We start from the raw sequence: 25305 nt of genomic DNA, 5'->3' as shown, positions 1-25305 counted from the left end.
CGACATAGCGGGTGCCGATCGCTATATGGCAACGGCACCCGCTGAGCCGCCAGTAGTCGACGGGATCGTGTGCCCGGCCGGGTCGTCCAGCGATCCCGGCCTGGGCTGCCCCGGCGAGCAGGCGCCCCGGGCTCAGCCCGACGGGGTCCGGCGCACCCGCAGCAGTACCGGGACGGCCTGCAGTCCCGAGGAGACCTGGTCCATCGCCAGGTCGAGGTCCTGCTGCTGGAAGCGGGCACCGTAGGCCCGGTGGCTCTCGTCGACGATCAGCGCGGCGTGCTCGTCCGCGGCGACGGCTCCGGCGGCGGTGTTGTACACGGCCAGCTCCAGGGTGTTCGCGCCGGCGCGCAGAAGCTCGGTGACGTCGATCCGGTGCGGGGCGTCCCAGAGCACCCCGGCCTCGACACCGTTGACGGAGACCACGGCGACCTCCCGCACCGGCGGCGCGACGAGCGCGCGGTAGCTCTTCACCTCGCGGCTGGTGTTCTCGATGACCCGACTCGGGCCGAGGTCGAGCACCAGGCGGCTGTCCGGCTCGAGCCATGAGGGGTCGATTTCGAGCGTGGCCCGATAGGTACCGGAGCCCGCGAACCGCGGATTCTCCTCGTCCCAGCGGTGCGGTAGGGACACCTCTCTGAGCGTCCCCGCCTCGGAGAGTGACTCCGGGCCGCCGCTGACGGTGGGAGCACCGAGGGCGAAGTGCCACGGCCCCTCGAGCCGCAGGGACTCCGTGCTGCCCGCGGTATCCGCGGTGCCCGCGGGGCCTTCCCCGGGCGCGTCGCCAGGTCCGCGGAGCTCTCCGGTGGCGACGAGAACGGTGGCCTCGTACGGATGCAGAGTCACCACCACGGCCTCACCGCTGCGCTCGGCCGCCGTCACCGGTGCGCCGCGCGGGTCCCACACCTCGTAGCAGGTCCGCCGGGTGCGCGGCGTGAGGTACACGGTGCGCACTTCGGGCCCGGTGTTGGCCACGAAGTACAGGTCGCCGTCGGCCAGCCGCCGGTGGACGACGCCGACCTCCCCGCCGTCCCCCTCCAGCGCGACGTCGGGAGCCAGGGCGGCGCGCAAGGCGTCGGGGAAGCTCTCGGCGCTGGTCGCCATGGCCTCGGGGTAGGCCGGGGACTCGACCGCGATGACCATGCCGCCGGCCTCGCGGACGGTGTCGAGCCAGGCCCGGGTGCGCACCGGCAGGGTCGTCACACGCGGCAGCACCACCACGGGCGCCGCGTCGGTAGCCAGCACGTCCAGGGCGTCGTCGTCGATCAGATCGAGGTCGTAGCCGGCGCGTCGGATCGTCGCCGGGATCTCCGGGCCGATGTGGTCGCGGCAGGCCTTCCACAGATCGAAGCCCTCGCCGTGGCCGGAGTAGACATCGGCGGAGGGCAGGTAGAGCTTCACGTCGGCGACCGGTTCCCCCTGGCGCAGCACGCTGCACAGCCGGGTCAGGTATGCGGTCAGCTCGGGCATGGCCGGCCACCACGGATTGCGGTCATCCAGCGCGCCGGCGGCGTAGAAGTACCAGCCCACCCCGGGGATCTCTGGCGGCGAGTACGGCCAGCCGTGCCCGACGAAGTGGGTGATGCCCAGCAGCAGGTGCTCGTGCGCCTCGCCCTTGAGATCCAGCGGGGTGGCCCGGAACGACGGGGAGTGCACCCAGGTCCAGGTCTCGCTGGAGATCACCTCCCGGCCGTACAGGTGCCCGGCGGAGGTCGCCCACTTCGACTGCGGCAGCCCGTCCCAGCCCCAGCCCTCGCCCTCGATGTGGTCGGTGAAACGGTTCGAGCTGACCGTGACCGGAGGCTCGCCGTAGGCCTGGATCCGCAGCGGGACGTCGTGCTCGCGCGCCCAGTCCCGGCAGGTGGCCACGAAGTTCTCCTCGACCAGCTCGGTCAGGGTGCGGCCGACGTCGATGCGCAGCTCGGCCGAGCCCGGCTCATCGACGACCAGGCGGTGCAGCACGGGCAGCGGGTCGTAGCCGCGGCGCCTGGCGAACTCCTCGGGGAAACGCGGGGTCCAGTTCGCGCCGTACACCTCGAGGCTGTCGCAGAACACGGACCCGAGCAGCTCGCCGGGGACGGCCTCGAGCAGCGCCTCGCCGACCACGTCCAGATGGTGCCGGGTCGCCTCGGCCGAGAGGTGATCGAGGACCGGGCCCTTGGCGCCGGCGGAGGAGCGCTTGACGTGCTGACCGGTCACCCGCGACCAGGCCAGCAGCACGGTGCGCGGGCCGTTGCCGGCCGGGATGCGGAGGGACTCGCCGTCCAGGGTCAGCGGCTGCCAGTCCGTGGCCGGGATGCCGTGGCCGACGAAGGCGGCGACGAGCTGGTCGCCGGGCCAGGGGGTGGTCACGGGCACCTCGAGCGGGGCGACGGAGATCTCGCGTCGCTCCCAGTGCAGGCGGCGGGAGGCGTGCTCGGGGCCGATGTGCCCGCCGCCGTAGGACCAGCCGCTGGAGAGGGTCACGTCCAGCCGCAGCCCGAGCTCGCGGGCGGTCTCGGCGGCATGGCGCAGATGGGTGAGCATGGTGGTGGAGAGGAACTCGTCGGAGCCAGCGCGCAGGGGGTAGACGAAGGCGACCTCGGCGCCGCCGAGACCGGCCTCGGCCATGGCGCGGAGCTCGCGGTCGAGCTCGGCGTCCTCGACGTCGGGCCCGAACCACCACCAGCGCATCATGGGTCGCGCGGCGGGGTCGGGCCGCTCGAAGCTCTCACGGGCCTGGGTGACCGTCGCCGGGCCGCTCAGCGACCGGGTGACCGTCGCGGGGCCGCTCCCCGTCCGGGTGCTCGTGGTCGCTCCGCTCGTGGCCTGATCGATCGTGGCCTGATCGATCGTGGCTCGGTCGTTCGTCGCCGGGGTGATGGTCGTGCCGGTCATATCGCTCCTCGTCCGGGGTGCCGGGCGCGTCCCTGCGGGCCGCGCCGCGACCGGGGTCAGCCTCGACGGATCCCGGGGGCGGGAGGCGTCCAGGTGCGGACCGCGTCGGGCCGGGCCCAGGGGACGCCGAGCTCGCTGAAGGCCTGCCCGGCGTCGAGGGCGGCGAGCAGAGTCTGCTCGATGTCGCGCACGACCGGGACAGCGGCCTCGCCCTCGCCCTGGATGTCCACGGCGTCGCCGTCGATGGGCAGCGGGTCGGGCGCGCTCTGGATCGCTTCGAGCACGGTGCTGAAGGCGCCGGTGGTCTCGAGCGGGGAGATCAGGGGGACGCTGCGGTCCCGAACGTGAGCGGCGAGGTTCTCCATGAGATCCGTGCGCTCGTGCCGGAGCTGCTGTGTGCCGCCGTCGGGCCCGGTGCGCACAGAGACGTCGTCGGTGTAGTAGAGCCGATGGCTCCCCCGGGGGCCGACGGCTTCGACCCAGGCGGTTCTCTGCTCCGGTGCGGTGGTGGTCAGGGCACAGACGACGGCGGGGCCGTCCCCGGCCGGGTCGATCCGCAGGAAGGTCGTGTCGTCGGCCTCGATGTCGTGGGCGCGGCGCAGCTCGGTGGTCACCGAGGCGATGTCGCGGGCCTCGTCGATGCCGGCGATGACGAGGCCGGCGTGGACGGCGTGGGCGAGGGGGTTGGTGGCGACCCCGTCCGCCACCCTCCGCCCGTCCAGCTGCCGTTTCCCGGCCCAGGCAGAGCGACGGTAGTAGGCGCGGTCCCGGCGCCACGCCCCATGGACCCGCACCGTGTCGACCGGGCCGAGCGCACCGGTGGCGACCTCGTCGCGCAGCACGTCCACGCCCGCGCCGCCGCGGGCCTGGAACCCCACCTGGACGGAGCGCCCGGCGGCCTCGGCCGCGGCCAGCAGCTCCCAGTGGTCCTCGAGGGCGGGCACGGGCGGCTTCTCGAGGTAGACGTCGATGCCGGCGTCCAGAGCCTGCCTCGCCAGCGGCAGATGCGTGCCGATCGGGGTGGCAATCGCGACGATCTCGGGACGGTCCGCGGCGGGCACAGCCGCCAGCAGGTCGGGCAGCGAGCGATGGTGGATCCCGGCCACCTCCTCCGGCGGCTCGGCCACGTCGACGACTCCGACCAGTCGGGAGATCCCGGCGGATCCGAGGCGGGCGAGGTTCTTCAGGTGGATCCGGCCGAAGCCGTGGGTGCCGATCAGGGCGACGCGGACGGGACCTGCCGGCCGACTGCTGGAGGCCGAGGCCGGCCCGGGGGACGTGGCCGCGCCAGGGGCGGTGGCCAGCGCCGCGCCGGCGATGGCCGTCGTCCCCGGGCCGGAAGCGCCCGCCATCTCCGGCCCCGTCATCGGGCCGCCCCGGCTGCCGCGGCGGCGAGGGGCCCGGATGGCGCGGGACGGGTGAGGTCCACGCCCATGTGCTCGGCGACGTCGACGGCCTGCCCCGTCTCCAGCGAGGCGTTGCCGCAGACACCGACGGCGATGGCGCGCAGGCCGTCCCGGTGATCGGAGGCCCGTCCCAGCGGGTCGTCGGAGACGCCCTGGAAGATGTCGCGCAGCATGAGGGCGTCGCCGCCGCCGTGGCTGCCCTCGCCGGTGGGGATCTCGATCTCGCGGGCGGGTTCGAAGTGCTTCTGGACCACGAGCCGGTCTCCGCGGGTCCGCGCCCCGTCGTCGGCCGCCGTGACCGCGCTCGCGCTGGGATCGACCACGGTCTCGTCTCCCTTGGCGACGACCTCCGCGCGCTCGACCACCTCGAGCTCGGCGCGGCCGGCGGTGCCGTTGACAGCGACCCGGTAGCCCTCCCACGGGCAGTGCGCGTTCAGCGCGTAGGTCAGCACGACGTCTCCGCTGTAGTCGACGATGGCGGTGAAGTTGTCCTCGGTGGTGATGCCGGGGCCGAACACGGACTGGTCACGGTGGTACCCGTCGTGCTGCTCCGTCTCGAGGTAGAGGCTCCTGAGTCGCTCGTCCTCGCGCAGGTCCAGTTCGAAGGGGTCGTGGTCGCCGTCGTGGGTGCCGCGCTCCGGCAGCGGGTCGCGGCCCTGGCGGGCGGCGTTGTCCTGCCCGTAGAAGCGCAGCCCGCCGCGGGCGTAGACCCGCTGGGGCACCGCCGCGGTCCACCAGTTGACCAGGTCGAAATGGTGGGAGGCCTTGTGCACGAACAGCCCGCCGCTGTTGACCTTGTCGCGGTGCCAGCGGCGGAAGTAATCGGCGCCGTGGGAGGTGTCCAGCACCCACTCGAAGTTCACCGAGACCACGTCACCGATCTCCCCGGAGGCGATGATCTCCTTCAGTGCGGTGTTGCGGGGGCTGTAGCGGTAGTTGAAGGTCACCAGCACCTTGTGGCCGGTGCGGGAGATGGCGTCCTCGATGCGGCGGGCGCTGGGCGCATCGATCGTCAGGGGCTTCTCGACGATGACGTCGGCCCCGGCCTCCAGCGCACGCACTACGTAGTCGGCGTGGTAGCGGTCCGGGGTGGTGACGATGACTCGGTCGACCCCGTTGCCGATGACCTGCTCGAGCTCGTCCGGTCCCGCGAGGGTGACGTCGGCGAATACCTCGTACCGGTCGCGGTGGAACTGGCGGCGGCCCGGATTGGAGTCGAGCAGCGCCACCAGCTCGGCGTCGGCGGCGTGGTCTCCGGCGATCGCGTCGAGATACATCTGGGCGCGGTGGCCGGTGCCGATCAGTGCATAGCGGGTGGGCATGTCTCTCCTGGGTCGGATCGTACGTGGGGTCAGGTGCGGGAAGCGGGAGGGGGAGCAGCGAGCGGGTGGACACGTGCCGCGAGGGCCGGCGGGACCGTGGCCCCGCCGGCCGCCGCGGTCGCGTTACTTGATGCCGGTGGTGGCGAATCCCTTGACCAGGAATCTCTGGCCGAACAGGAACACCAGGAACAGCGGGACGAGGGACAGGATGGACATCGCGAACATGGCGCCCCAGTTCGAGGTGCCCTGCGTATCGAGGAAGGACTGCAGGGCCAGCGGCACGGTGAAGTTCTCCGGGGTGGTGAGGTAGATCAGGGACCCGAAGAAGTCGTTCCACATCCACATGAACGTGAAGATGGTCGTGGTCGCCAGTGCCGGCAGCATCAGGGGCAGGATCACCTGGATGAAGATCCGGAAGTGGCCGCAGCCGTCGATGCGCGCGGCCTCGTCGAGCTCGCGCGGGATGCCGCGGATGAACTGGACCATGAGGAACACGAAGAACGCGTCGGTGGCCAGGAACTTCGGCAGGATCAGCGGCAGCAGGGTGTTCACCCATCCGGTCTGGGAGAACATGATGTACTGCGGCACGATCACCACGTGGATCGGCAGCATCAGCGTCATCAGCATGATCGCGAACGCGATGTTGCGGCCCCAGAATCGCAGCCGCGCGAACGCATAGGCCGTCAGCGAGCACGCGATCAGATTGCCGATCACGCAGCCCAGCACCAGCAGCGTCGAGTTCATCAGGTAGTGGGAGAACGGCTGCGCGAGCGCGTTCCACCCCTCGACATAGTTCTCCGTGTTGAAGCTGATCGGGAGCAGGCCCGGGTTGCGGAAGATCTCGTCGTTGGGCCGCAGGGAGGAGACGATCATCCACAGCAGCGGGTAGATCATCGCGATGCTGGCCGCGATCATCACCAGGTGCTTGAGGGTGCGGCGGACCAGGCGCCGGGGACGGGGCTTCGGGACGATCGGCGCGGACGCCGTGTCATCGCGGGAGGCGGCTGCCGGGCTCGGCCGGCTCTGCAGATCAGTCATCGTAGAACACCCAGAACTTGGAGACGAAGAAGTTGATCGCGGTGAAGATCGCGACGATGATCAGCAGCAGCCACGCCATCGCCGACGCATAGCCCATGTCGAACTGGGCGAAGCCCTTCTGATACAGGTACAGCGTGTAGAACATCGTCGAATCCGAGGGCCCGCCGGTGCCGCCCGAGACGACGAACGCCTGGGTGAACGACTGGAAGGCGTTGATCACCTGCAGCACCACGTTGAAGAAGATGATCGGGGTCAGCAGCGGGATCGTGATCCGGAAGAACTGCGCCACCTTCGAGGCGCCGTCGACCGAGGCCGCCTCGTAGTACATCTGCGGGATCTGCCGCAGCCCGGCGAGGAAGATGATCATCGGAGACCCGAACGTCCACACGTGCAGCAGGATGATCGTGCCCAGCGCCGTATCGGGATTGGACACCCAGCCGGGCAGGTTCTCGAATCCCAGCATCTCGCCGATCTGATTGACCAGACCGCTGGCGCCGAACATCTGGCGCCACAGGATCGCGATCGCGACCGAGCCGCCCAGCAGGGACGGCAGATAGAACACCGAGCGGTAGAACGCCAGTGCCTTCATGCCCTGGTTCAGCACCACCGCCAGCAGCAGCGCCGCCAGCAGCTGCAAAGGCGTACCGACGAACACGTAGATGAACGTGACCACCAGCGAGTTGTGCAACCGCGAATCACCGATCATCTCCTTGATGTTCGCCAGTCCCACGAACTCCGGCGGAGCCAGCAGGCTGTAATCGGTGAATGCCAGGGCGAACGAGGCGATCATCGGGATCAGCGTGATCCCGAGGAACCCCAGCAACCACGGCAGCATGAACAGCATCGCCGGCTTGTTGTCGGGGTGCTTCTCCTTGACACCACCCTTCTGGCGGCGCCGCGACGCCAGCTGCGTCAGCTCTCCCACAGCGCTCATGAACTACTTCCCTTCTCGGATTCTGCGATGCCGCCGGCCCGGTGAGGAGTTCTCCCCACCGGGGCCGGCGACGTGCGGCTGGGCTCAGGTCGGATCACGATGAGCCGGATCAGCCGATGGCCGCGTCGAGCTCGTCGAGCAGTCGCTGCCCGCCCTCCTCGGCGGTGATCGTGCCGAACAGAACGTCCTCCCCGACCCGCTTGAGGATCGCCTCGAACTCGCCGCCGCCCTGCGGGGTGAGCTCGGGGGACGGTCCGAGCTCGCTCTCGATGGACTCGAGGAAGTCCACGGCCTTGAGGTTCGCCTCGTCGAGGTCGGGGACGATGGCCTCGCGCACCGTGAGGTTGCCGGGGACCCCGCGCTCGACGGAGAGGATCTTGCCCGCTTCGGGTGAGTTCACGAGGAAGTCCACGAAGGCGACGGCTGCCTCGGGGTTCTGGGACGCCTGGGAGACCGCCCAGTACATCGAGGCCTTGTACCACAGCTGCGCATCGGCGGCGGAGCCCGTCATCGACGGCGGCCGCAGCACCTGGACGCCCCCGGGGATGACGGCGTCGTGCGCGACGACCTGGTTGGACCAGGCCACGGTCATGGCGGCGCGCCCGGTCGAGAACAGGGTCTGGTCCAGAGTCTGGTTGGCGTCCTCGACCGACGTGCTCGCGTCGGGCCCGGCCCCCGAGTCCTGGATCCGCAGCGCGTACTCGAGCAAGGAGGTCGCCACCGAGGCGTCGAAGCCCGGGCCCCCGTCCTTGTACTGGTCCTGGCCCTGCTGACGCGCCCAGACCTGGAACATGCCCTGGACGGGGCCCAGTTGGGAGACGCCCCAGGTGCCATCCGGCGTGGCCTCGGAGATCTGAACGGCCGTGTCGATGAGGTCGTCCCAGGTCCAGGTGGTGTCGTCGGGGATCTCGACCCCGGCCTCCTCGAACATGGCGGGACTGATGAGGAAGGTGAAGGAGTTCAGTCCGGCGTTGATCGCGACCAGGCCCTTGCCCTCGACCTCGCCGACCTCCACCGAGCCCTCGGCGAACTCGTCGGTGGCCAGGCCCGCCTCGGCGAGGTCCAGCAGCTGGTCACGGCCGCCGTATTCGCTGAGGTACTTCTCGTCCATCTGGACGATGTCGGGGAAGTCTCCGCCGGCGGCCTGGGTGGCCAGCTTGTCCCAGTAGCCGCCCCACTCCCCCGGCTCCGGCGTGATCGTCACGGAATCGTCGACCTCCTTGTAGGCCTCGATCACGTTGGCGGTGTTCTCGTCACGAGTGGGGTTGCCCCACCAGGCCAGGCGGAGGCTGGCGTCCCCGTCGGAGCCGCCGGAGCCGGGTCCGCCGGAGGCGTTGGGGCCGCAGGCGGCGAGCCCGGCCAGACCGGGAGCGGCGAGGCCGAGCGCGAGGGCTGAGCGTCGGGTGTACATGAGATCTCCTTTGATCGTCGAGAGCGCCGCCGGGGCGGCTGGGTACGGAATTCTGGAGCCGCCCCGAGCGAGAGGCGGCGGGTCGGGACGACCGCCGTGGTCGCCGTCGACCGGAACGGCCTCCGGGTCCCGGGTCCTGGCTCCCGGTGCTGGGTCCTGACTCCTGTGTCGTGGGTCCTGGTTCCCGGGTGCTGGGCGCTGCGTGGCTCGCGGCGCCGGGATCCCGGTGATGGAGCTCTTTCATGATGAGACGTGGCGTGAACGGTGCCGGCTCCGTGGCCGGTGCCTGCACCGGATCGTGTGGTGGCCGTCACGGAGAACGACCACCTAAGGAAAGCGCTTGACCGTCGGCTTGTCAACCCGACTCCCGAGGGGCCCCGACGCAGGATTTCCCACCGTTGCCCAACCGTTGCCTTGCGCGACTCGGCGGGCTCTTGTGTGTCCCGCACCACATGATTAGTCTGAGCCCACAACTAACCCTGAAACGACTCAGTCCGTCTCCCGCCCATTATGCCCTGCCCCCACCCCGCAGGGGGGCCGGGATCGCCCGCTCCTCAGCTCCGTCAGCCGCGTGCTGACGGGCCCGCCCCTTGTCGAAGGATCAATGATGATCTCCCGCCGAAGCACGCTCGGACTGCTCGCCGCAGCCGGCACCTTTCCTGCTCTGTCCACGCTCGCCGCCTGCGGCCCGAACGCCGCCGACGAGGGCGACGAGAACTCCGTGCGGATCTACTGGTGGGGCGGTGAGCTCCGGGACGGCATGACCCGGGAGGCCCTCGACCTCTTCTCCGAGTCCCACCCGGACATCAGCGTCTCCCCCGAGTACAGCGAATGGACCGGCTATTGGGACAAGCTCGCCACGCAGACCGCCGGCGGCGACTCGCCCGATGTCATGCAGATGGACGAGGCCTACATCGACTCCTACGGCACCCGCGGGTCCCTCCTCGACCTCGAGAGCGTCTCGGACGTGCTGGATCTCAGCGCCATGGACGAGGACATGCTCGAGACCGGGCGCCTGGCCGACGGCACCCTCGTCGGTGCACCGCTGGGCATCGGGATCTTCGCCGTCGGGGTGAACCCCACGATCCTCGAGCAGGCCGGGGTCGAGATGCCGGACGACACCGCCTGGACCTGGGACGAGTTCGCGCAGATCGCCACGTCGGTCACCGACTGGGCGCAGGGCGCCGGCGAGGACGTCGTCGGCTTCGACTTCTTCGGGACCTCCGCCGCGGAGCTCGCCGCCTGGGCCCGCCAGAGCGGTGAGCAGCTGTTCCCGCGCGAGGACGAGACACTGATCAGCAAGGACACGATCGTCGCCTACCTCGAGTACGCGCTGGGCCTGGTCGAGAGCGGCGCCGTCCTCGCCCCCGGCGAGCAGCTGGAGGACTTCAACGCCGGCGTGGAGCAGGGCCGGTTCGGCAACAACCGCTCGGCCTTCCACCTCCAGTTCCATACCCAGGTCCAGACGTTCCAGGCCTCCTCGGGCTCCCCGCTGCAGCTGCTGCGGCTGCCCGCCCGCAGCAGCGGTGACCACCAGATGGTCAACAAGGCCTCGATGTACTGGTCGATCTCCGCCGACACCGCCAACCCGGACGGCTCGGCGACGCTCGTGGACTTCCTGCTGCGCGATCCCGAGGCGGCCAAGATCCTCAAGATCGAACGCGGGGTGACGGCCTTCCCCGACCTGCAGGAGGAGATCGAGCCCGCCCTCGACGAGAACGAGATGGTCTCGCTCGACTTCGCCCGCGACATGCAGGCCGAGGTAGTACGGCCACCACTGGTCACACCCGCCTCGGGAGTCGGCTTCGGCGACGAGTTCAGCCGGCTCAGCGAGGAGTCGCTGTTCGGCAGCCGCCCGCCGGAGGACGTCGCCGACGAGATCCTCACCCAGCTCGAGAGCATGCAGCCCGAGACCTGAGGCAGCCCGTTCTCCGAGGCAGCCCGCATGCAGGAGGAACCATGACGTTGACCAGACGCACCGCGATGACCACGGTGCCCCTCGGCGCCCTCGCCCTGAGCGGTCTGGCCGCCTGCGGCCCCAACAGCGGCGGTGGAGGCTCGGGCGAGGACGGCGGCGACTCGCTGCGCTTCTCCTGGTGGGGGAATCCTGAACGCGCCGAGACCACCCAAGCCGTGATCGACCTGTTCATCGAGCGCAACCCCGACGTCACCATCAGCGGTGAGCCCGCGGACCTCGCCGGCTACTTCGACCGGCTCGCGACGTCGGTCGCCGCCGGGGACGAGCCCGACGTGATCACGATGGGCGGTGCCTATCCCGCCGAGTACGTCGCCCGCGACGTCCTGCTTGACCTCAGCACCGTCGAAGACACCCTCGACCTCTCCGAGATGGACGACGTGGCTCTGACCAACGGTCAGGTCGACGGCATCCAGTACGCCGTGACCACGGGCATCAACGCCCCCGGGATGATCGTCAATCCTGCCGTGCTGGAGGCCGCCGGCGTCGAGATGCCCGATACGGAGACCTGGACCTGGGAGGACTACCGCGAGATCGCCACAGCCGTGAGCGAGGGCAGCCCCGAGGGCACCTTCGGGTCCGGCACGGTGTTCACGCACGACTCGGTGGACCTATGGGCGCGTCAGCACGGGGAGATCCTCTACACCGAGGACGGGCAGATCGGTGTGAGTGCCGAGACCGTGGAGGCGTTCTTCGAGTACTCGACATCGTTGATCGATTCCGGGGCGAGCCCGAGCGCCGAGCAGATCGTGGAGCTCACCGATGTCGGGCCCGAGCAGACCCTCATGGGCCGCGGGCTCGCCGGCTTCGCCCTCGACTGGTCCAGCTCTCTGACCGCCCTGGCCACGGCCTCCGGCGCCGCCCTGGAGATCGTCAAGATCCCCGGCGAGTCGCAGGAGCCGGGCGCCTGGCTGCAGTCCTCCCAGTTCTACACGATCTCCGCTCGCACGGCGTCCCCTGACCTCGCCGCGAAGTTCGTCAGTTTCCTGGTCAGCGACCCGGACGCCGCGAAGCTCATCCTCACCGACCGCGGGGTCCCGGCCATCGAATCGGTGCGCCAGGCGATCCTCGAGGAGCTCTCCGAGACCGCACAGCGCGAGGTCGAGTACATCTCCGCACTCGGCGAGATGGACCTGAAACAGACCTGGATCGGTCCCGCGGGGTCCACCGCGGTCGAGGAGATCACCCCGCGCCACCAGAACGCCGTGCTGTTCGGTGATGCGACTCCCGCCGACGCCGCGGAAGCGTGGCACGAGGAGGCCGTGGCGGCCGTAGAGGGATGACCCCGTCCGCTGCCGGCACCCCGCCCGCTGCCGGCACCCTGCCCGCCGCGAGCCCCCGCCCGCTGCCGGCACCCTGCCCGCTGCGAGCCCCCGCCCGCTGCTGGCACCGGACCCGCTGCGAGCGCCCCCTCCCGGAGGCCGTTATGGGGAGGTCGAAGCGGCCCTGCAGAGGGGGTGCTCCTCCGACGCCCCGGGCCGCCACGGCGACGGCGCGCGCCCGGCCCCGGGTCGCCGCCGGCCACGCGCCGTTAAACTCCGCGACACACCGGAGCGCTAACGTGCCCTGACACGACTGGCCGGGCGGACGGAGACGGGCATGAACTTCACCGAGTGGTCCCTCCGCCTCATGGACTTCCTCGGCGGGCCGGGACTGGCCCTGGTCATCGCCGCCGAAGCACTGTTCCCCCCGGTCCCCGGCGAGATTCTGCTGCCGTTCTCCGGGGTCAGCGCCGCGGCGAACGGGCAGAGCTTCCTGGTGCCGCTGTTCTGGACCACGCTGGGATCGGTGGTCGGTGGGCTCGGGGTGTACACCGTCGGCCGGGCACTGGGCCTGGCCCGCACGCAGGCCCTCGTCCGCCGGATCCCGCTGATGGAGACCAAGGACGTCGACGTCGCGATGCGGTTCTTCGAGAGGTGGGGGTTCCCGGCGGTGGCGATCGCCCGCTTCGTGCCGATGGTGCGCACCTTCATCTCCATCCCGGCGGGGATCGAGAAGATGCCCGTCTCCCTGTTCGCCCTGGCCACCGGGCTCGGCTCGGGCATCTGGAACGCCGCGTTCGTCATCGCCGGGTACTTCTTCGGCCAGGCCGGCGGGGAGGCGCTCGAAGCGTTCGTGCGGATCTACTCCTCGATCCTCGCGGGCATCGGGATCCTGGCGCTGATCGGTTTCATCATCCAGCGGGTGCGGGGCTCGCGCGAACTCGCCGACGGCGAGAAGACGGCGCTCGACGAGGACGAGGACCGGGCCGAGGAGCCCGCCGACGACGAGGGCGAGGGCCGGCGCCGGACACAGAGCGAGAACCAGCCTGCCGCCGGGGCCGACGGCACGGGCGGCGCCGCGCCCTTCCCCGCCGCCGATCCCGGGAGCCGGGCCGATGCCGAGCGCGGCAGCGGCGCGGGGACCGGCGCCGACTGCGAGAACGAGGTGCGCGCCGACCCCGGGACCGGCCCCGATCCTGATGCCGGTCACCGCAGCGGTCCCGGTCCTGGGCGCGTGCGGCCTACATTGGAGAGATGAGCACCGCGCACGACCCCGTCGAGGACGGTCGCCCCGGAACCGGCGCCTCCGCCGGCCGGACCGGTTCCGCGGCGGGCGCCGGCCGGACCGGTTCCGCTACGGGCTCCGGCCGGGCACGGCACGCGGCCGATGCCGATCCTCGCGCGCATGCGGCGGACACGGGCCGGGCCGGCCCTGCGGGAGACGTCGGCCGCTGGTTCTCGACCGCCGCTCCCGTCGGCCACTCCCCCGCCCCAGCACGTTCCCCGCGTCACAGTCGCCGGGCCGCCTGGGGGCCGATGTCCAGCGCGCAGTACGGGCTCGAGAGCCCGATGGCGGATATCGAGGCGGGTCTCGATCTGCTGCGTGGGAAACCGGTGGCGGTGCTGACCGGTGCGGGGATGTCCACCGGTTCGGGACTGCCGGACTACCGCGGCCGCGACGCCGTGCCCCGTTCGCCGATGACCTATCAGGAATTCATGGGCCGCGACCTGGCCCGCCGCCGCTACTGGGCGCGGTCCTCCGTGGGCTGGGAGCAGTTCGCCCGGGCCCGCCCCGGCCCCGCGCACCACCTGCTGGCCGCCCTGGCCGGCCCCGCCGTCACCACCACCGGGGTGATCACCCAGAACGTCGACGGCCTCCACCAGGCGGCCGGTTCCCATCCGGTGATCGACCTGCACGGTCGCCTGGACCGGGTGCGCTGCCAGCAGTGCGGCACCCTCACCTCCCGCGCGACGCTGCACTCACGGATGCTGGTGATGAATCCGGAGCTGGCGGCGCGGCTGCCGGAGCTGGCGGCCGACGCCGCCCAGGCGCCCGACGGGGACGCCGAGGTGGACCGCACCAGCAGGTTCCGCTACCCGGGCTGCCCGTTGTGCGGCGGGATCCTCAAGCCCGACGTGGTGTTCTTCGGCGAGTCCGCGCGAGGCGAGGTGGTCGCGGCGGCGTTCGCAGCGCTCGAGGCGGCCGACGCGCTGCTGGTGCTCGGCTCGAGCCTCTCGGTGCAGTCGGGACTGCGTTTCGTGCGCGCCGCCGGCCGACAGGGAAAGCCGGTGGTCATCCTCAACGACGGCCCCACCCGAGCGGACCCCGACGCCACGGTGCGCCTGCACGGGCGGATCGAGGAGGTGCTCGCCGTGTGGGCGCGAGCGACCGGGGCCGGGTCCGGTTCCTGACAGGTCGGCCCGGGGTCAGCGGCCCTGCCCGGCGTCAGCCGCCCTGCGCAGGGTCAGCGGCCCTGCGGGCTCCAGGCCGAATAGCCGCCCTCGAGGTGGCGCAGGCGCCCTTTGCGCCCGTGCCAGGATCCGCGCAGCCGTTCCAGGGCCCGGGCTGAGCGTGACCCGGCCTGGCAGTACAGGACGGTCTCGGTACCCAGCGTGCCGTCGGGAAGCGCGTCCGCGCCATGCTCGAGGATCTCCCCGACCGGCACGTGCACTGCCCCCTCGATGGTGCCGGCGGCGACCTCCCAGTCCTCGCGCACATCGATCAGCGTGATCCCCGCGCTCCGCGCGAGCAGCTCCCGCAGCGCGGAGGCATCGAGGGTCTCCTCCGGCCCCGGACCGCCGCTGCGGCACACGGGGTCCGCGGCGGCCGGGACCTGCACCCGGGTGGCCGGGGCGCGATCCGGGTCCAGCTCCAGGCGCAGCGTGCGCGAGCTGCTGGTGGCCTCGTCCCACAGCAGCAGTCGCCCCACCAGCGGGTCGCCGGTGCCGGTGACCAGCTGGATCACCTGGGCGGCCATGATCGTCCCCAGCAGTCCGGGCAGGGAGCCCAGCACGCCCGCCTCGGCGCAGGAGGGTGCGTCCCCGGGGGCCGGGGGCTCGGGGAACAGGTCGCGGTAGTGGGCGCCGCGGCCGGGCCAGAACACGCTGGCCTGTCCCTGGCCGCGCAGCACGGCCGCCCACACCATCGGCACCCCGGTGATCTCGCTGGCATCGGCGACCATGTAGCGGGTGGCGAAGTTGTCCGAGCCGTCCACGACCACGTCGTAGCGCCCGACGAGGTCGACAGCACCCTCCGGGCTGAGCCGCTGGTGGTGCGCCTCGACCGCGACCTCGGGGTTCAGCCGATGGGCGGCGCGGGCGGCCGATGCGACCTTCGGGGTGCCGACGTCCTCAGTGCCGTGGATGACCTGGCGATGGAGGTTGGAGACGTCGACGTCGTCGTCATCGATGATGCCGATCGTGCCGATCCCGGCTCCGGCGAGATAGCTCAGCGCCGGGCTGCCCAGGCCGCCGGCCCCGATCAGCAGCACCCGCGCCGCGCGCAGGCGGCGCTGGCCCAGGGTGCCGATCTGGTCGAGGGTGATCTGGCGCCGGTAGCGCTCGATCTGCTCCGCCGTCAGCTCGGGGCCGGGTTCGGCGAGCGGTGGGAGCCTCTGGCCGTGGGAGACGGCGGCCGACGGGCTGCGGCCGGGGACTGCGCTCACCATGACTCGGCCATCCGTCCGGTCGCGGCGGGCGCCCCGGCCGCGCCGACCGCCTCGGTGTCCCCGGCATCGTCGGCGTCGACGGCGTCGCTCTCGATGAGTCCCTCGAAGCTGGAGGAGGCCAGCGCCAGGCGGCGCTGCGGGATCCGTCCCGCCCCGGCGGCGGCGCGTCCCGCGCGCACGGCCCAGTCCATCGCCCGGGCCATGGCCTCGGGGTCCTGGGCGCGGGTGACGGCGCTGGCCACGAGAACGGCGTCGCATCCCAGCTCCATGGCCAGCGCCGCGTCCGAGGCGGTGCCGATCCCGGCGTCGAGCACGATCGGGACGCTGGCCTGGGCGGTGATCAGCTCGATGTTGTGCGGGTTCAGGATGCCCAGGCCCGTCCCGATCGGTGAGCCGAGCGGCATCACCGCGGCGGCGCCGGCGTCGGCGAGGTGACGGGCCAGGACGGGATCGTCGGTGGTGTAGGGCAGCACGGTGAAGCCGCGCCGGACCAGCTCGGCGGTCGCCTCGACCAGTTCGATGCCGTCGGGCAGGAGGGTGTCCTCGTCGGCGATGACCTCGAGCTTGATCCAGTCCGTCTCCAGCGCTTCACGGGCGAGCTCCGCGGTGAGGATGGCGTCGCGGGCGCTGAAGCAGCCGGCGGTGTTGGGCAGCACCTTGATCCCGAGCCGCTCGAGCAGCGTGAACACCGAGTTGCCGGTGGCCGCGGAGAAGCGGCGCATCGCGACGGTGGTCAGCGCGGTGCCGGAGGCGACCAGGGCGCGTTCGAGCGCGGCGAGGTCGGTGGCCCCGCCGGTGCCCATGATCAGGCGCGATGTCAGGGGCGTGCCGGCGATGGTGAACGAGTCGTCGGCGAGGTCGGGACGTGCGGAGGGACGGGTCATGGGTCAGCCTCCCTGCACGGCGGTGACGAACTCGCAGCGCGCGCCATCGGGCACGGGCGTCGTGGCCCAGCGGGTGCGGGGCACGACGGTGTCGTCCAGGGCGACGGCGACGCCGAGCGGACTGCCGTCGCTCGCGCGGCCGTCCTCGCCGATCTCCTGGCCGAGGCGGGAGCTGACCAGGTCGCGGACGGTGCTTCCCGGCGGGAGTGCGACCTCGTCGCCGTTGACGGTCAGGGACAGATTCATGGGTTCTCCTGGGCGGATGAGGCGGTGGCGCTGGGTACGGGGGATGGCGGGAGGGACGCCGTCGGCGGTGGGATGGTGAAGCGTTCGGGCCGGACCGCGTCGAGCAGCTGCGAGCGGGGCGCGGCGGGGTCCTCGAGCAGCTCGGCGGTGCGCTGGGCGGCCCAAGCGGACAGCAGGATCCCGTGGCGGTGGTAGCCGGTCGAGACGATCACGCGGTCATCGCCGGGCACGGGGCCCAGCAGCGGGAGGTCGTCGGGGGTGCCGGGGCGTGCCCGGGTGGTGACCTCGACCAGTTCGGTCTCCCGCACGGACGGGGCGATCTCGATCGCGTCCTGGAGCAGCTGGTGGACGCCGCCGGTGGAGGTGCCGGCGAGGTCGTCCTCGCGGCTGGTGGCACCGATGACCAGGTGGCGATCGGCGCGCGGGACCAGGTAGACGGATCGTCCCCGCACGGTGGCGCGCACGGTGCGGGCCACCAGGTTGTCCTCGCCCGGGGCCAGCAGCGAGGTCGGCACGCGCACGCGCAGGATGTCGCCGTGGACGGGGCGCAGGGCGAGGCCGAGGCGGCGGTGCGGGCCCGCGATCTCTCCCGCACCCAGCCCTGCGGCCAGCACGATCCGCTCGGCGTCGATCTCCTCGAGCGAGGTGAGGCGGCGACGGTGGATGGCAACGGCGGGGCCGTCCCCGGGTCCGCCCGCTCCGGCCAGGATGTCTTGGACGGCGGCGGCCAGGCGCCGCGGGTCGACCTGGTGGTCGTGCTCGATCAGCTGCGCGCCGGCGATGCCGCGGGCCAGGGCGGGCTCGAGACGGCGCAGCTCCCGGGGTGTGAGCTCGCGGACGGCCGCTCCGGTGGAGCGCTGGATCTCGGCCAGGTCGCGCAGCGCGGCGGCGTCGGCGTGGTCCCGTCCGATCATCACGGTCGAATCGTCCCGGTAGCCGGGGTCCACGCTGGTGCGCGCGGCGAGGCGGCTCGCGAGATCGCGGTGCGCCTGGGAGGCCTCGCGCATGATGGCCCACAGCGGGCCCTGCCCGACCTGGATCTCCGCGGCGGGGGCGAGCATCCCGGCGGCCGCGAACGTGGCCCCGTCGGCGACCCCCTCGGCGTGGATCTCCACGCGGTGACCACGCGCTCGCAGCTCGGCGGCGGTGAGCAGGCCGACGATGCCCGCGCCGATGACGGCGACATGCATGGCACGCATCCTGAGATTCCTCCTGACGGCGGCATGATCCGCATCCAGTGCTGGTGGTCGGCGCGCTGCGCCCTCTCAGCCCGGCGTCTCGGGCTCCCACGGAACCCCTCGAGTCTACGCGCCGGCGCAGACGCCGACGAGCCGGCGGGCCAGTGCCTGCGGCACGGTGCCGGCGGCACGGCGCCGGCAGGCCGGAGGTTCCGGGTCCCGGTCACGCTCTGTGCCAGGCTGTGCCCATGAACGCTCACTCGTCGGCGACCAGCGAGGCCGGTGCCCGGCGCCGCGAAGCCCTGCGCGCCTCCCGCCTGTACGTCTGCGTCGACCTCTCGCGCGGGCTCGAGGGCCTGCTGGCTTTCGCCGAGGCCGCCTTCCGCGGCGGAGTGGACATCCTGCAGGTGCGGGACAAGGCGGCCGAGGCCCGCGCCGAGGTCGAGGCCCTGCGGGCGCTGCGGCCGATCGCCGACGCGCACGGCACGCTGCTGGCGGCCAATGACCGGGCCGACGTCGCCGCGCTGGCCGGCGCGGACATCCTCCACCTCGGCCAGGGCGACCTGAGCACGCTGGATGCCCGTGCGCTGCTGGGCCGCGACGTCCTGATCGGCCGCTCGACCCGCACCATCGAGCAGATGGAGGCGGCCGACGCCGATGCGGGTCTGGACTACTTCTGCACCGGTCCGGTGTGGGCGACGCCGACGAAGCCGGACCGCGCCCCCGTCGGCCTCGACCTGCCGCGCGCCGCCGCCCAGCGGACGGGGGACGCGAAGCCGTTCTTCGCCATCGGCGGAGTCGACGCGGAACGTGTCCCCGAGCTGCTCGGCGCCGGTGTCGAGCGGATCGTGGTGGTCCGCGCCGTGACCGAGGCCGACGATCCCGAGGCAGCGGCCCGGACGCTGCGGGACGCCCTCACGAGCTGACCGACGCTGAGACGTCCTCACGAGCTGAGGGGCCCCGCGGAAGCCTCTGACCAGCGCGATGGGCCGCGCGCGGGCCGGCGAATCCTGCGGGAGGCGCTCAGGAGACGACGGCCGCGGCGAGTGCGACCAGGTCGCCCGCGTCGACGGGCCGGAACTCCAGCGGCGGGTCCTCGGCGGCCGGGTCCAGCGCCTCCATCGTGAGCACCTCGCTGCCGGTGACATACACGCTGACCTGCTGCACGCTGTCGTCGTCGGCGTGCACTGTGGTCAGCACGCTCTGGGCACGGGTGTCGGCGAGCCGGGCGGCGAGCGGGTGTCCTGAGGCGAGCTCGGTGCGGCGCACGGTGACCGGGGCGCCGCCCTGGCCGGCGACGGAGTTCGGGTCGATCAGCGTGGCGATCCGGGCGGGGACCTGCTCGACCCGCAACGGTGTGAAGTGGTGGATGCCCGACGGGGTCACTTCCTCCTCGAGCACACCGGTCTCATGGACGTAGTAGTACGCGCGGCTGACCAGCGGGCCGCTCTCGGACTGCACCGTGCGCTCCGCGGTGGCGAATCGCGCGGCGGTGCGGCGCAGCAGCTGGCAGCCGCGGAGCTCGGTGCCGGCCACCCATCGCAGCCGCCCGGTCGCCCCGTCCCGGGCAGCGCTGACCCGCCCGTCGGCGATCAGCGAGCGCAGTCCGACGTCGGCCGCGACGGCGGCCTGGTCGGGGCGCTGGTCGAGCCAGGGCATGGCGGTGAACTGGGGCTGCTGGTGCCCGTCGAGACCGGCCAGCTGCTCATCGCTCAGCGACAGCAGCCGGCGGGGCTCGCCGCCGTCGGCCTGGTCCAGGACGTGGTGCGCGGCGGAGCTGTCCGGCGCCGAGGAGCCCGCGCGCGGCGACGGATCGGTCTGGTCGGTCGGGCGCTCGCTCATGGCCGCGACACTACCGCCCGTCACCCCTGGCCGCGCCGGCGCCGTGCGCGGACAATGAGCGGTGACCCCGTCGTCGTGGCGGGCAGAGCGAAGGAGAGCAGCCGCATGAGCGCCGACCATCCCGTGTGCGACCTCAACGCCGATCTGGGTGAGGGCTTCGGCGCGTGGTCGATGGGTGATGACGCGGCCATGCTCGAGGTGGTGACCACGGCGAACATCGCCTGCGGAGGGCACGCCGGGGATCCGGGGACGATGCGCGCCGCCTGCCGGGCCGCCGCCGAGCACGGGGTCGCGATCACCGCGCACGTCGCCTACCCGGACCTGGCCGGTTTCGGCCGGAGATTCCTGGACATCGCCCCGGCCGACCTCACCGATCTGCTGATCGTCCAGGTCGGCGCGCTGGAGGCGATGGCCCGCGCCGAGGGCACCGCGGTGCGGGGCGTGAAGCCCCACGGCGCCCTGTACAACACCCTGGCTCGCCACGAGGCCCAGGCCGGCGCCGTGATCCAGGCGCTACGCGACCTCGGGGACCTCCCGCTGGTCGCCGCGCCGGGCGCCGTGGTCGTGGAGAGGGCACGGGAGGCCGGGATCGAGGTGGTGCTCGAGGGCTTCGCCGACCGCGCCTACCTGGGCGATGGCACCCTGATGCCGCGCAGTCGTCCGGGCGCTGTGCTCACCGACCCGGAGGCGGTCGCCGAGCAGGCACTGTCGATCGCCTCCGAGGGACGGGTGCGCACGGCCGACGGCAGCGGGCTCGACCTGCCGTGCCGCTCCCTGTGCCTGCACGGGGACGCTCCCGGGGCGGTCGCGCTGGCCCGCACCGTCCGGGACCGGCTCGAGGCGGCGGGCGTGCACCTGGAGGCGGCGCTGTGACCGGCGCCGCCGCGCCCGAGGCGGGATGGCTGCTGGCCCCGCCGCTGCGCGTGCACCGGGCCGGGGAGACCGCGATCCTGGCCGAGTACCCCGACACCCGTGCCGTGCTGGCCGCCGCGGCCGCGGTGCGCGGGCTGGCTCCCCCTGCCCTGATCGAGCTGGTCCCGGCGGAGCGGACCCTGCTGCTTCGAGGCTCCGTCGCGCGGGACCTGCGGGAGCTGACGGAGCTGCTTCAGCACCTGCGCGCGGCTCCGGGCGAATCGGCCGGGGACACGGAGCACCGGATCGGCGTCGTCTACGACGGGGAGGATCTCGTCGAGACCGCCGAACTGCTGGGCATGAGCACCGAGACGCTGATCCATTCCCACACCGCGACCACCTGGACCGCGGCCTTCGGCGGCTTCGCCCCCGGTTTCGCCTATCTCGTGGCCGACGAGGCGGGGGATCCCGACGGGGCAGGACGCACTGCCGGGGCAGGACGCACCGCCGGGCCTCCGTGGGAGGTGCCGCGCCGCACCGAACCGCGGGCCACCGTGCCGGCCGGCGCCGTCGGCCTCGCCTCCCGCTACTGCGGGATCTACCCGCGCCCCTCCCCCGGCGGCTGGCAGCTCATCGGCCGCACCGACGTCGACCTCTTCGATCCCAGCCGTGAGCCGCCCGCCCTGCTGACGCCCGGCACCCGGGTGCGGTTCACCGCGCAGCGGCCGACGGCGCGGACCGCCCGGCCGGCCACGACCCTCGCGCGCGCCGGGCGCGAGGCCGCGGCCGCGCCCGCCCGGCTCACCCGACGGCGAGGCGCAACCGGGACGCCGAACACCGAGGGCACCCCGGCGCTGGAGGTCCTCTCCCCCGGTCCGCTCACCCTCCTCCAGGACGACGGCCGGCCCGGTCGCGGCGCGATCGGCGTGAGCCCGTCGGGAGCGTTCGACCGCGGCGCCCTGGTCCAGGCGAACCTCGCGGTGGGCAACCCCGCCCACGCCACCGTGCTCGAGACGCTGGTGGGACCGCTGCGGCTGCGTGCGTCGGCCGCCACGGTGATCGCGGTGGCCGGGGCCCCGGCCCGGCTCACGGTGCGGCGGGACGACCCCGAGGCCGCCCCGCTCGACCTCACCGCCGGAGAGGGACGCGGCGCCCCGATCGCCCTGGACCGCGGCGACGAGGTCGAGCTCGGGCCAGCGGCGGCCGGACTGCGCCTGGTCCTGGCCGTCCGGGGCGGGATCCGCGCGGTGCGACGGTCCGAGCGCTCCGGCGAGACCGACGCCTCGGCGGAGCAGCCCGACGGGACCGTCGGCCGGGCCGGCGACGCGAGCAGGGCCGCAGCGGCGACCCCGACCGGCGGGGCGGTGCTCGGGTCGCGCTCGCGCGACACCCTCTCCGGTCTCGGCCCCGAGCCGCTGGCCGCCGGGGACCTCCTGCTGGCCGGTCCCGTGCGCGGGCTCGATGCGGTCCCCGGCCAGATCGCGCTGCTGGTGATCGATGCTCCCGCCGGCGGGGACTCCCTGCCCGCCCCGTCACCGCTCGAGATCCCGATCCATCCCGGCCCGCGCGATGACCTGCTCGGCCCGTCGGCCCTGGAGGCGCTGCTCGCCACGGAGTGGACGGTGCGCCCGGACTCGGATCGCATCGGCGTGCGCCTGGACGGCACTCCCCTGCCCGTGCCCGACGGCGCGGCGAGTCTGCCCAGCGAGGCGATGGTCCTCGGGGCGATCCAGGTGCCGCCCTCGGGGCTGCCGGTCGTGTTCGGCCCGGATCACCCCACCACCGGCGGCTACCCCGTGATCGCGGTGGCCACCCGCACCGGGCTCGATCTCCTGGCGCAGGCCGCGCCCGGGGTGACCGTGCGCTTCGTACGCGCAGAGTGACGCCGACAGTGACACGCCGACAGTGACACGATGGGGCCATGCCGCGACTGCTGCCCGATCCCGCCTACTTCGCCTCCCTGCCCAAGGTCATCAGTTCGGGGGCTGTGATCCTGCGTGACGAGGACGACCGGTTCGTGGTCGAGAAGCCCAACTATCGCGATCACTGGCTGCTGCCCGGCGGCGGCGTGGACCCCGGCGAGGATGCCCGCCAGTGCGCGCAGCGGGAGGTGCTCGAGGAGCTCGGGCTCGACCTCGAGGTGGGCCGGCTGCTCGCGGCGAACTGGTCCCCGGCGGACCCGGCGCGCAGCGCCCCGATGGCGGTCCACTTCGTCTTCGACGCCGGGGTGGTCCCCCGCGCCGAGCTGGAGGCGAACATCGTGCCGCAGGCCTCCGAGCTCGACGACTGGGCACTGATCGACGAGGCCGACGCCGACATCCTCTCCCCCTGGGGAGGGGCCCGCGCGCGCCGCGCCCTGGCCGTCCTGCGCGGCGAGGCCCAGCCCGACCTGTTCTGACGGGCCGGTCTGGTCCGAGGCGCTGACCTGATCCAGTGCCGAGCCGGACGCGCCGTGGCAGGCCTGACCGGCCTGCCCGGGCGCGCTCAGCTGCCGGTGACCGCCCGGCGGATCTCCGAGATCGGCATCTTCGGGGTGCGGTCCGCATTCAGCAGCCCGTTGGTCTCCTGCATGGTGTCGGTCAGCTGCGTGTAACAGGAGCCGGACAGGAAGCTGCTGGCCCGGATCCCGTCGTACAGCGCGGTGATCCGTTCGATCCAGTCCTCGCCGTCGGTGGCGCGGGTGTAGCCCCACCCGTCGGCCCGCCGGGTCCCGTCCTGATAGTTCACGCCGCCGAACTCGGTGAGCATGACCGGCTGCCCGTGGTCCTCGGCGCCGCCGACGAGCTGGAACCGGCCGGACGGCGCGATCCCCTCGACGGCGCGCGTGCGGGCGGCCTCGTCGGCATAGGTGCGGGCCAGGGCGGCGCCGTCGCCCTCGTAGTCGTGGATCGTGAGGATGTCGGTGTTCTGCTGCTGCCAGCCGTCGTTGCAGACCACGGGGCGGCTGGGGTCCAGAGCGCGCGTGAGATCGGTCAGCGCCCGGGCGTAGGCCTGCTGGGCCGGGTCGTCGGTGACGTGCTGGATGCCCCAGGACTCGTTGAACGGCACCCAGGTCACGATCGAGGGATGGGAGACGTCCCGCTCGACGGCCGCCATCCACTCCGAGGTCAGCCGCTGGACGGCGAGGGCAGAGAACTCGTACGCCCCCGGCGCCTCGCCCCAGACCAGCAGACCGAGCCGGTCGGCCCAGTACAGGAAGCGCGGGTCCTCGATCTTCTGATGCATGCGGGCCGCGTTGAACCCGAGCGCCTTGATCAGCTCCACCTCGCGGCGGTGAGCCAGCGGCTCGGGCGCCGCCAGGTGGGACTCCGGCCAGAAGGCCTGGTCCAGCACGCTGCGGACGTCGTAGGGCTGGCCGTTCAGCAGGAACGCCCCACCGCCCACGGCGGTCGAGCGCATCCCGAAGTAGCTGGTGACCAGGTCCAGCGGGCGGGAGCGGCCATCCAGCAGGGTGACCTCGGCGTCGACCAGACGGGGCTTCTCGGGAGACCACGTCAGCTCGTCCTGGGCCTGGCCGTTGCGCTGGCGCGCGACGGGGACCGTGAGCTCGAGCGTGGGGCGGGCATTCGTGGCCTCGACCTCGATCGTGCCGAGGTCCTCCTCACGCTCGAGGAAGCGCAGCGTCACCCGCAGGCGGGACCCGGCCGGCGGGGTGCCGCGGAACCGGACCGTCAGGGACTGGGTCGTGGGTGTCGCCGGGCTCCAGCGCAGGTCGCGCACGGAGACGTCGGGGACAGCCTCGAGCCACACCGTCTGCCAGATGCCGGTGGTGCGGCGATACCAGATGGCATGCGCCTCCTCGTGCCAGTCCTGCTTGCCGCGCGGCTGGGTCACATCCAGCGGATCGTCGGCGGCGCGGACGACCAGCAGGTGCTCGCCCTCCGGCGCGAGCAGCTCCGTGACGTCGAAGCTGAACGGCGTGTGGCCGCCCTCGTGCTCGCCGACGAACTGCCCGTCGATCCAGACCGAGGCGCGGTAGTCGACAGCGCCGAAGTGCAGCAGCAGACGGGGCGCGTCGTCACCGGAGCCGGCCTCGGCCAGCTCCGTGGCTCCGATGGTCCGTGAGTACCACACGACCGGATGGAAGCCGGGCTCGGCGATCCCCGAGGCCTCGGACTCCGGCGGGAAGGGGACCTGGATCTCGCGCGGCCGGTCGAACCCGCGGCTCCAGCCCTCGGCGAGGCCGACGTCCGCGTCGTCATGGCGGAAGGACCAGGTCCCGGTGAGGTCGGCCCACTGCTCCCGCAGCAGCTGCGGCCTCGGGTAGGAGCCGTCCTGGCGGCTGGCCGGCGTCGGCGCGGGGCGGGCGGCTCCGTCGGCGGGGCCGGCAGTGGTTGCGGTGCCCGCAGGCTCGACGGGGCCGGCGGGGTCTGCGGAGGCGTCAGCGGTGCTCATGCCCGCCGAATTTACAGC

20 protein-coding genes and 1 riboswitch are annotated in these 25305 nt (G+C 72.7%); of the genes, 8 read left to right on the top strand and 12 right to left on the bottom strand.

The window, feature by feature from the left end; all coding sequences use genetic code 11:
• Window positions 1–132 precede the first annotated feature (132 nt).
• The 6 genes from ACFQRD_RS06515 to ACFQRD_RS06490 all read right to left on the bottom strand — a co-directional run bounded on the left by ACFQRD_RS06515 (window position 133) and on the right by ACFQRD_RS06490 (window position 8985).
• Complete coding sequence (locus ACFQRD_RS06515; protein ID WP_377018436.1) at window positions 133–2874, bottom strand: glycosyl hydrolase; 2742 nt, start codon at window positions 2872–2874, stop codon at window positions 133–135.
• 56 nt (window positions 2875–2930) lie between these two features.
• Entirely contained in the window at window positions 2931–4226 is a 1296-nt protein-coding gene (locus ACFQRD_RS06510) for a Gfo/Idh/MocA family protein (RefSeq protein ID WP_377803600.1), read from the bottom strand.
• Between the two features lie 11 nt (window positions 4227–4237).
• Window positions 4238–5602: a Gfo/Idh/MocA family protein gene (locus tag ACFQRD_RS06505; RefSeq protein ID WP_377803599.1), complete on the bottom strand. Its 1365-nt coding sequence runs from the start codon at window positions 5600–5602 to the stop codon at window positions 4238–4240.
• Window positions 5603–5725: 123 nt separating this feature from the next.
• Window positions 5726–6640: a carbohydrate ABC transporter permease gene (locus ACFQRD_RS06500; protein ID WP_377803598.1), complete on the bottom strand. Its 915-nt coding sequence runs from the start codon at window positions 6638–6640 to the stop codon at window positions 5726–5728.
• Window positions 6633–7574 (bottom strand): carbohydrate ABC transporter permease, encoded by a 942-nt coding sequence (locus tag ACFQRD_RS06495; RefSeq protein WP_377793619.1) that lies wholly within the window; start codon window positions 7572–7574, stop codon window positions 6633–6635. Before ACFQRD_RS06495 ends, ACFQRD_RS06500 begins: the two co-directional genes overlap by 8 nt.
• Window positions 7575–7683: 109 nt before the next feature.
• Window positions 7684–8985 carry an ABC transporter substrate-binding protein gene (locus ACFQRD_RS06490; RefSeq protein WP_377020248.1) on the bottom strand — a complete coding sequence of 434 codons (1302 nt, stop codon included), beginning with the start codon at window positions 8983–8985 and terminating at the stop codon, window positions 7684–7686.
• A gap of 607 nt (window positions 8986–9592) precedes the next feature.
• Between ACFQRD_RS06490 and ACFQRD_RS06485 the strand changes: the two genes are divergently transcribed.
• From ACFQRD_RS06485 to ACFQRD_RS06470, 4 genes are all read left to right on the top strand, one after another.
• Window positions 9593–10903 (top strand): ABC transporter substrate-binding protein, encoded by a 1311-nt coding sequence (locus tag ACFQRD_RS06485; protein WP_377020247.1) that lies wholly within the window; start codon window positions 9593–9595, stop codon window positions 10901–10903.
• A 41-nt stretch (window positions 10904–10944) separates the two neighbouring features.
• Window positions 10945–12243: an ABC transporter substrate-binding protein gene (locus ACFQRD_RS06480; protein WP_377803597.1), complete on the top strand. Its 1299-nt coding sequence runs from the start codon at window positions 10945–10947 to the stop codon at window positions 12241–12243.
• Window positions 12244–12559: 316 nt separating this feature from the next.
• Window positions 12560–13480 (top strand): DedA family protein, encoded by a 921-nt coding sequence (locus ACFQRD_RS06475; protein ID WP_377020245.1) that lies wholly within the window; start codon window positions 12560–12562, stop codon window positions 13478–13480.
• Window positions 13477–14634: an NAD-dependent protein deacetylase gene (locus ACFQRD_RS06470; RefSeq protein ID WP_377793611.1), complete on the top strand. Its 1158-nt coding sequence runs from the start codon at window positions 13477–13479 to the stop codon at window positions 14632–14634. The genes ACFQRD_RS06475 and ACFQRD_RS06470 overlap by 4 nt, the downstream gene beginning before the upstream one ends.
• A gap of 53 nt (window positions 14635–14687) precedes the next feature.
• Here ACFQRD_RS06470 and ACFQRD_RS06465 read toward each other — a convergent pair whose 3' ends face one another.
• The 4 genes from ACFQRD_RS06465 to thiO all read right to left on the bottom strand — a co-directional run bounded on the left by ACFQRD_RS06465 (window position 14688) and on the right by thiO (window position 18219).
• Window positions 14688–15890, bottom strand: a complete 1203-nt coding sequence (locus tag ACFQRD_RS06465) for a ThiF family adenylyltransferase (protein WP_377020243.1) — start codon at window positions 15888–15890, stop codon at window positions 14688–14690.
• A complete protein-coding gene (locus ACFQRD_RS06460) occupies window positions 15884–16774 on the bottom strand; it encodes a thiazole synthase (protein ID WP_377020242.1) in 891 nt (296 codons plus the stop codon). Before ACFQRD_RS06460 ends, ACFQRD_RS06465 begins: the two co-directional genes overlap by 7 nt.
• Before the next feature lie 3 nt (window positions 16775–16777).
• Entirely contained in the window at window positions 16778–17020 is a 243-nt protein-coding gene (thiS, locus tag ACFQRD_RS06455) for a sulfur carrier protein ThiS (protein ID WP_377020241.1), read from the bottom strand.
• Window positions 17017–18219, bottom strand: a complete 1203-nt coding sequence (thiO, locus tag ACFQRD_RS06450) for a glycine oxidase ThiO (protein WP_377020240.1) — start codon at window positions 18217–18219, stop codon at window positions 17017–17019. Before thiO ends, thiS begins: the two co-directional genes overlap by 4 nt.
• Window positions 18214–18320, bottom strand: a riboswitch (TPP riboswitch). Its footprint overlaps the gene before it by 6 nt.
• Window positions 18321–18446: 126 nt before the next feature.
• Between thiO and thiE the strand changes: the two genes are divergently transcribed.
• Window positions 18447–19124, top strand: coding sequence for a thiamine phosphate synthase (gene thiE, locus ACFQRD_RS06445; RefSeq protein WP_377020239.1), 678 nt, complete (start codon window positions 18447–18449; stop codon window positions 19122–19124).
• Between the two features lie 97 nt (window positions 19125–19221).
• Here the strand turns inward: thiE and ACFQRD_RS06440 are convergent, their stop codons facing one another.
• Entirely contained in the window at window positions 19222–20040 is an 819-nt protein-coding gene (locus ACFQRD_RS06440) for a hypothetical protein (RefSeq protein ID WP_377020238.1), read from the bottom strand.
• Window positions 20041–20145: 105 nt separating this feature from the next.
• Between ACFQRD_RS06440 and ACFQRD_RS06435 the strand changes: the two genes are divergently transcribed.
• The 3 genes from ACFQRD_RS06435 to ACFQRD_RS06425 are packed head-to-tail and all read left to right on the top strand — an operon-like array spanning window position 20146 to window position 23290.
• Entirely contained in the window at window positions 20146–20913 is a 768-nt protein-coding gene (locus tag ACFQRD_RS06435) for a LamB/YcsF family protein (RefSeq protein WP_377803596.1), read from the top strand.
• Window positions 20910–22775 (top strand): carboxyltransferase domain-containing protein, encoded by a 1866-nt coding sequence (locus ACFQRD_RS06430; protein WP_377020236.1) that lies wholly within the window; start codon window positions 20910–20912, stop codon window positions 22773–22775. Before ACFQRD_RS06435 ends, ACFQRD_RS06430 begins: the two co-directional genes overlap by 4 nt.
• A gap of 38 nt (window positions 22776–22813) precedes the next feature.
• The gene (locus tag ACFQRD_RS06425) at window positions 22814–23290 is read left to right on the top strand and encodes an NUDIX domain-containing protein (protein ID WP_377020235.1); all 477 of its coding nucleotides are present in this window, start codon (window positions 22814–22816) and stop codon (window positions 23288–23290) included.
• A gap of 86 nt (window positions 23291–23376) precedes the next feature.
• Here ACFQRD_RS06425 and ACFQRD_RS06420 read toward each other — a convergent pair whose 3' ends face one another.
• Window positions 23377–25287, bottom strand: coding sequence for a glycoside hydrolase family 2 protein (locus tag ACFQRD_RS06420; protein WP_377020234.1), 1911 nt, complete (start codon window positions 25285–25287; stop codon window positions 23377–23379).
• Window positions 25288–25305 lie beyond the last annotated feature (18 nt).

The sequence above is a fragment of the Brachybacterium sp. GCM10030268 genome (assembly GCF_042666305.1).
In the GTDB taxonomy this organism is placed as follows: Bacteria; Actinomycetota; Actinomycetes; order Actinomycetales; family Dermabacteraceae; genus Brachybacterium.
This window is presented reverse-complemented; position numbering and strand designations above follow the sequence as displayed.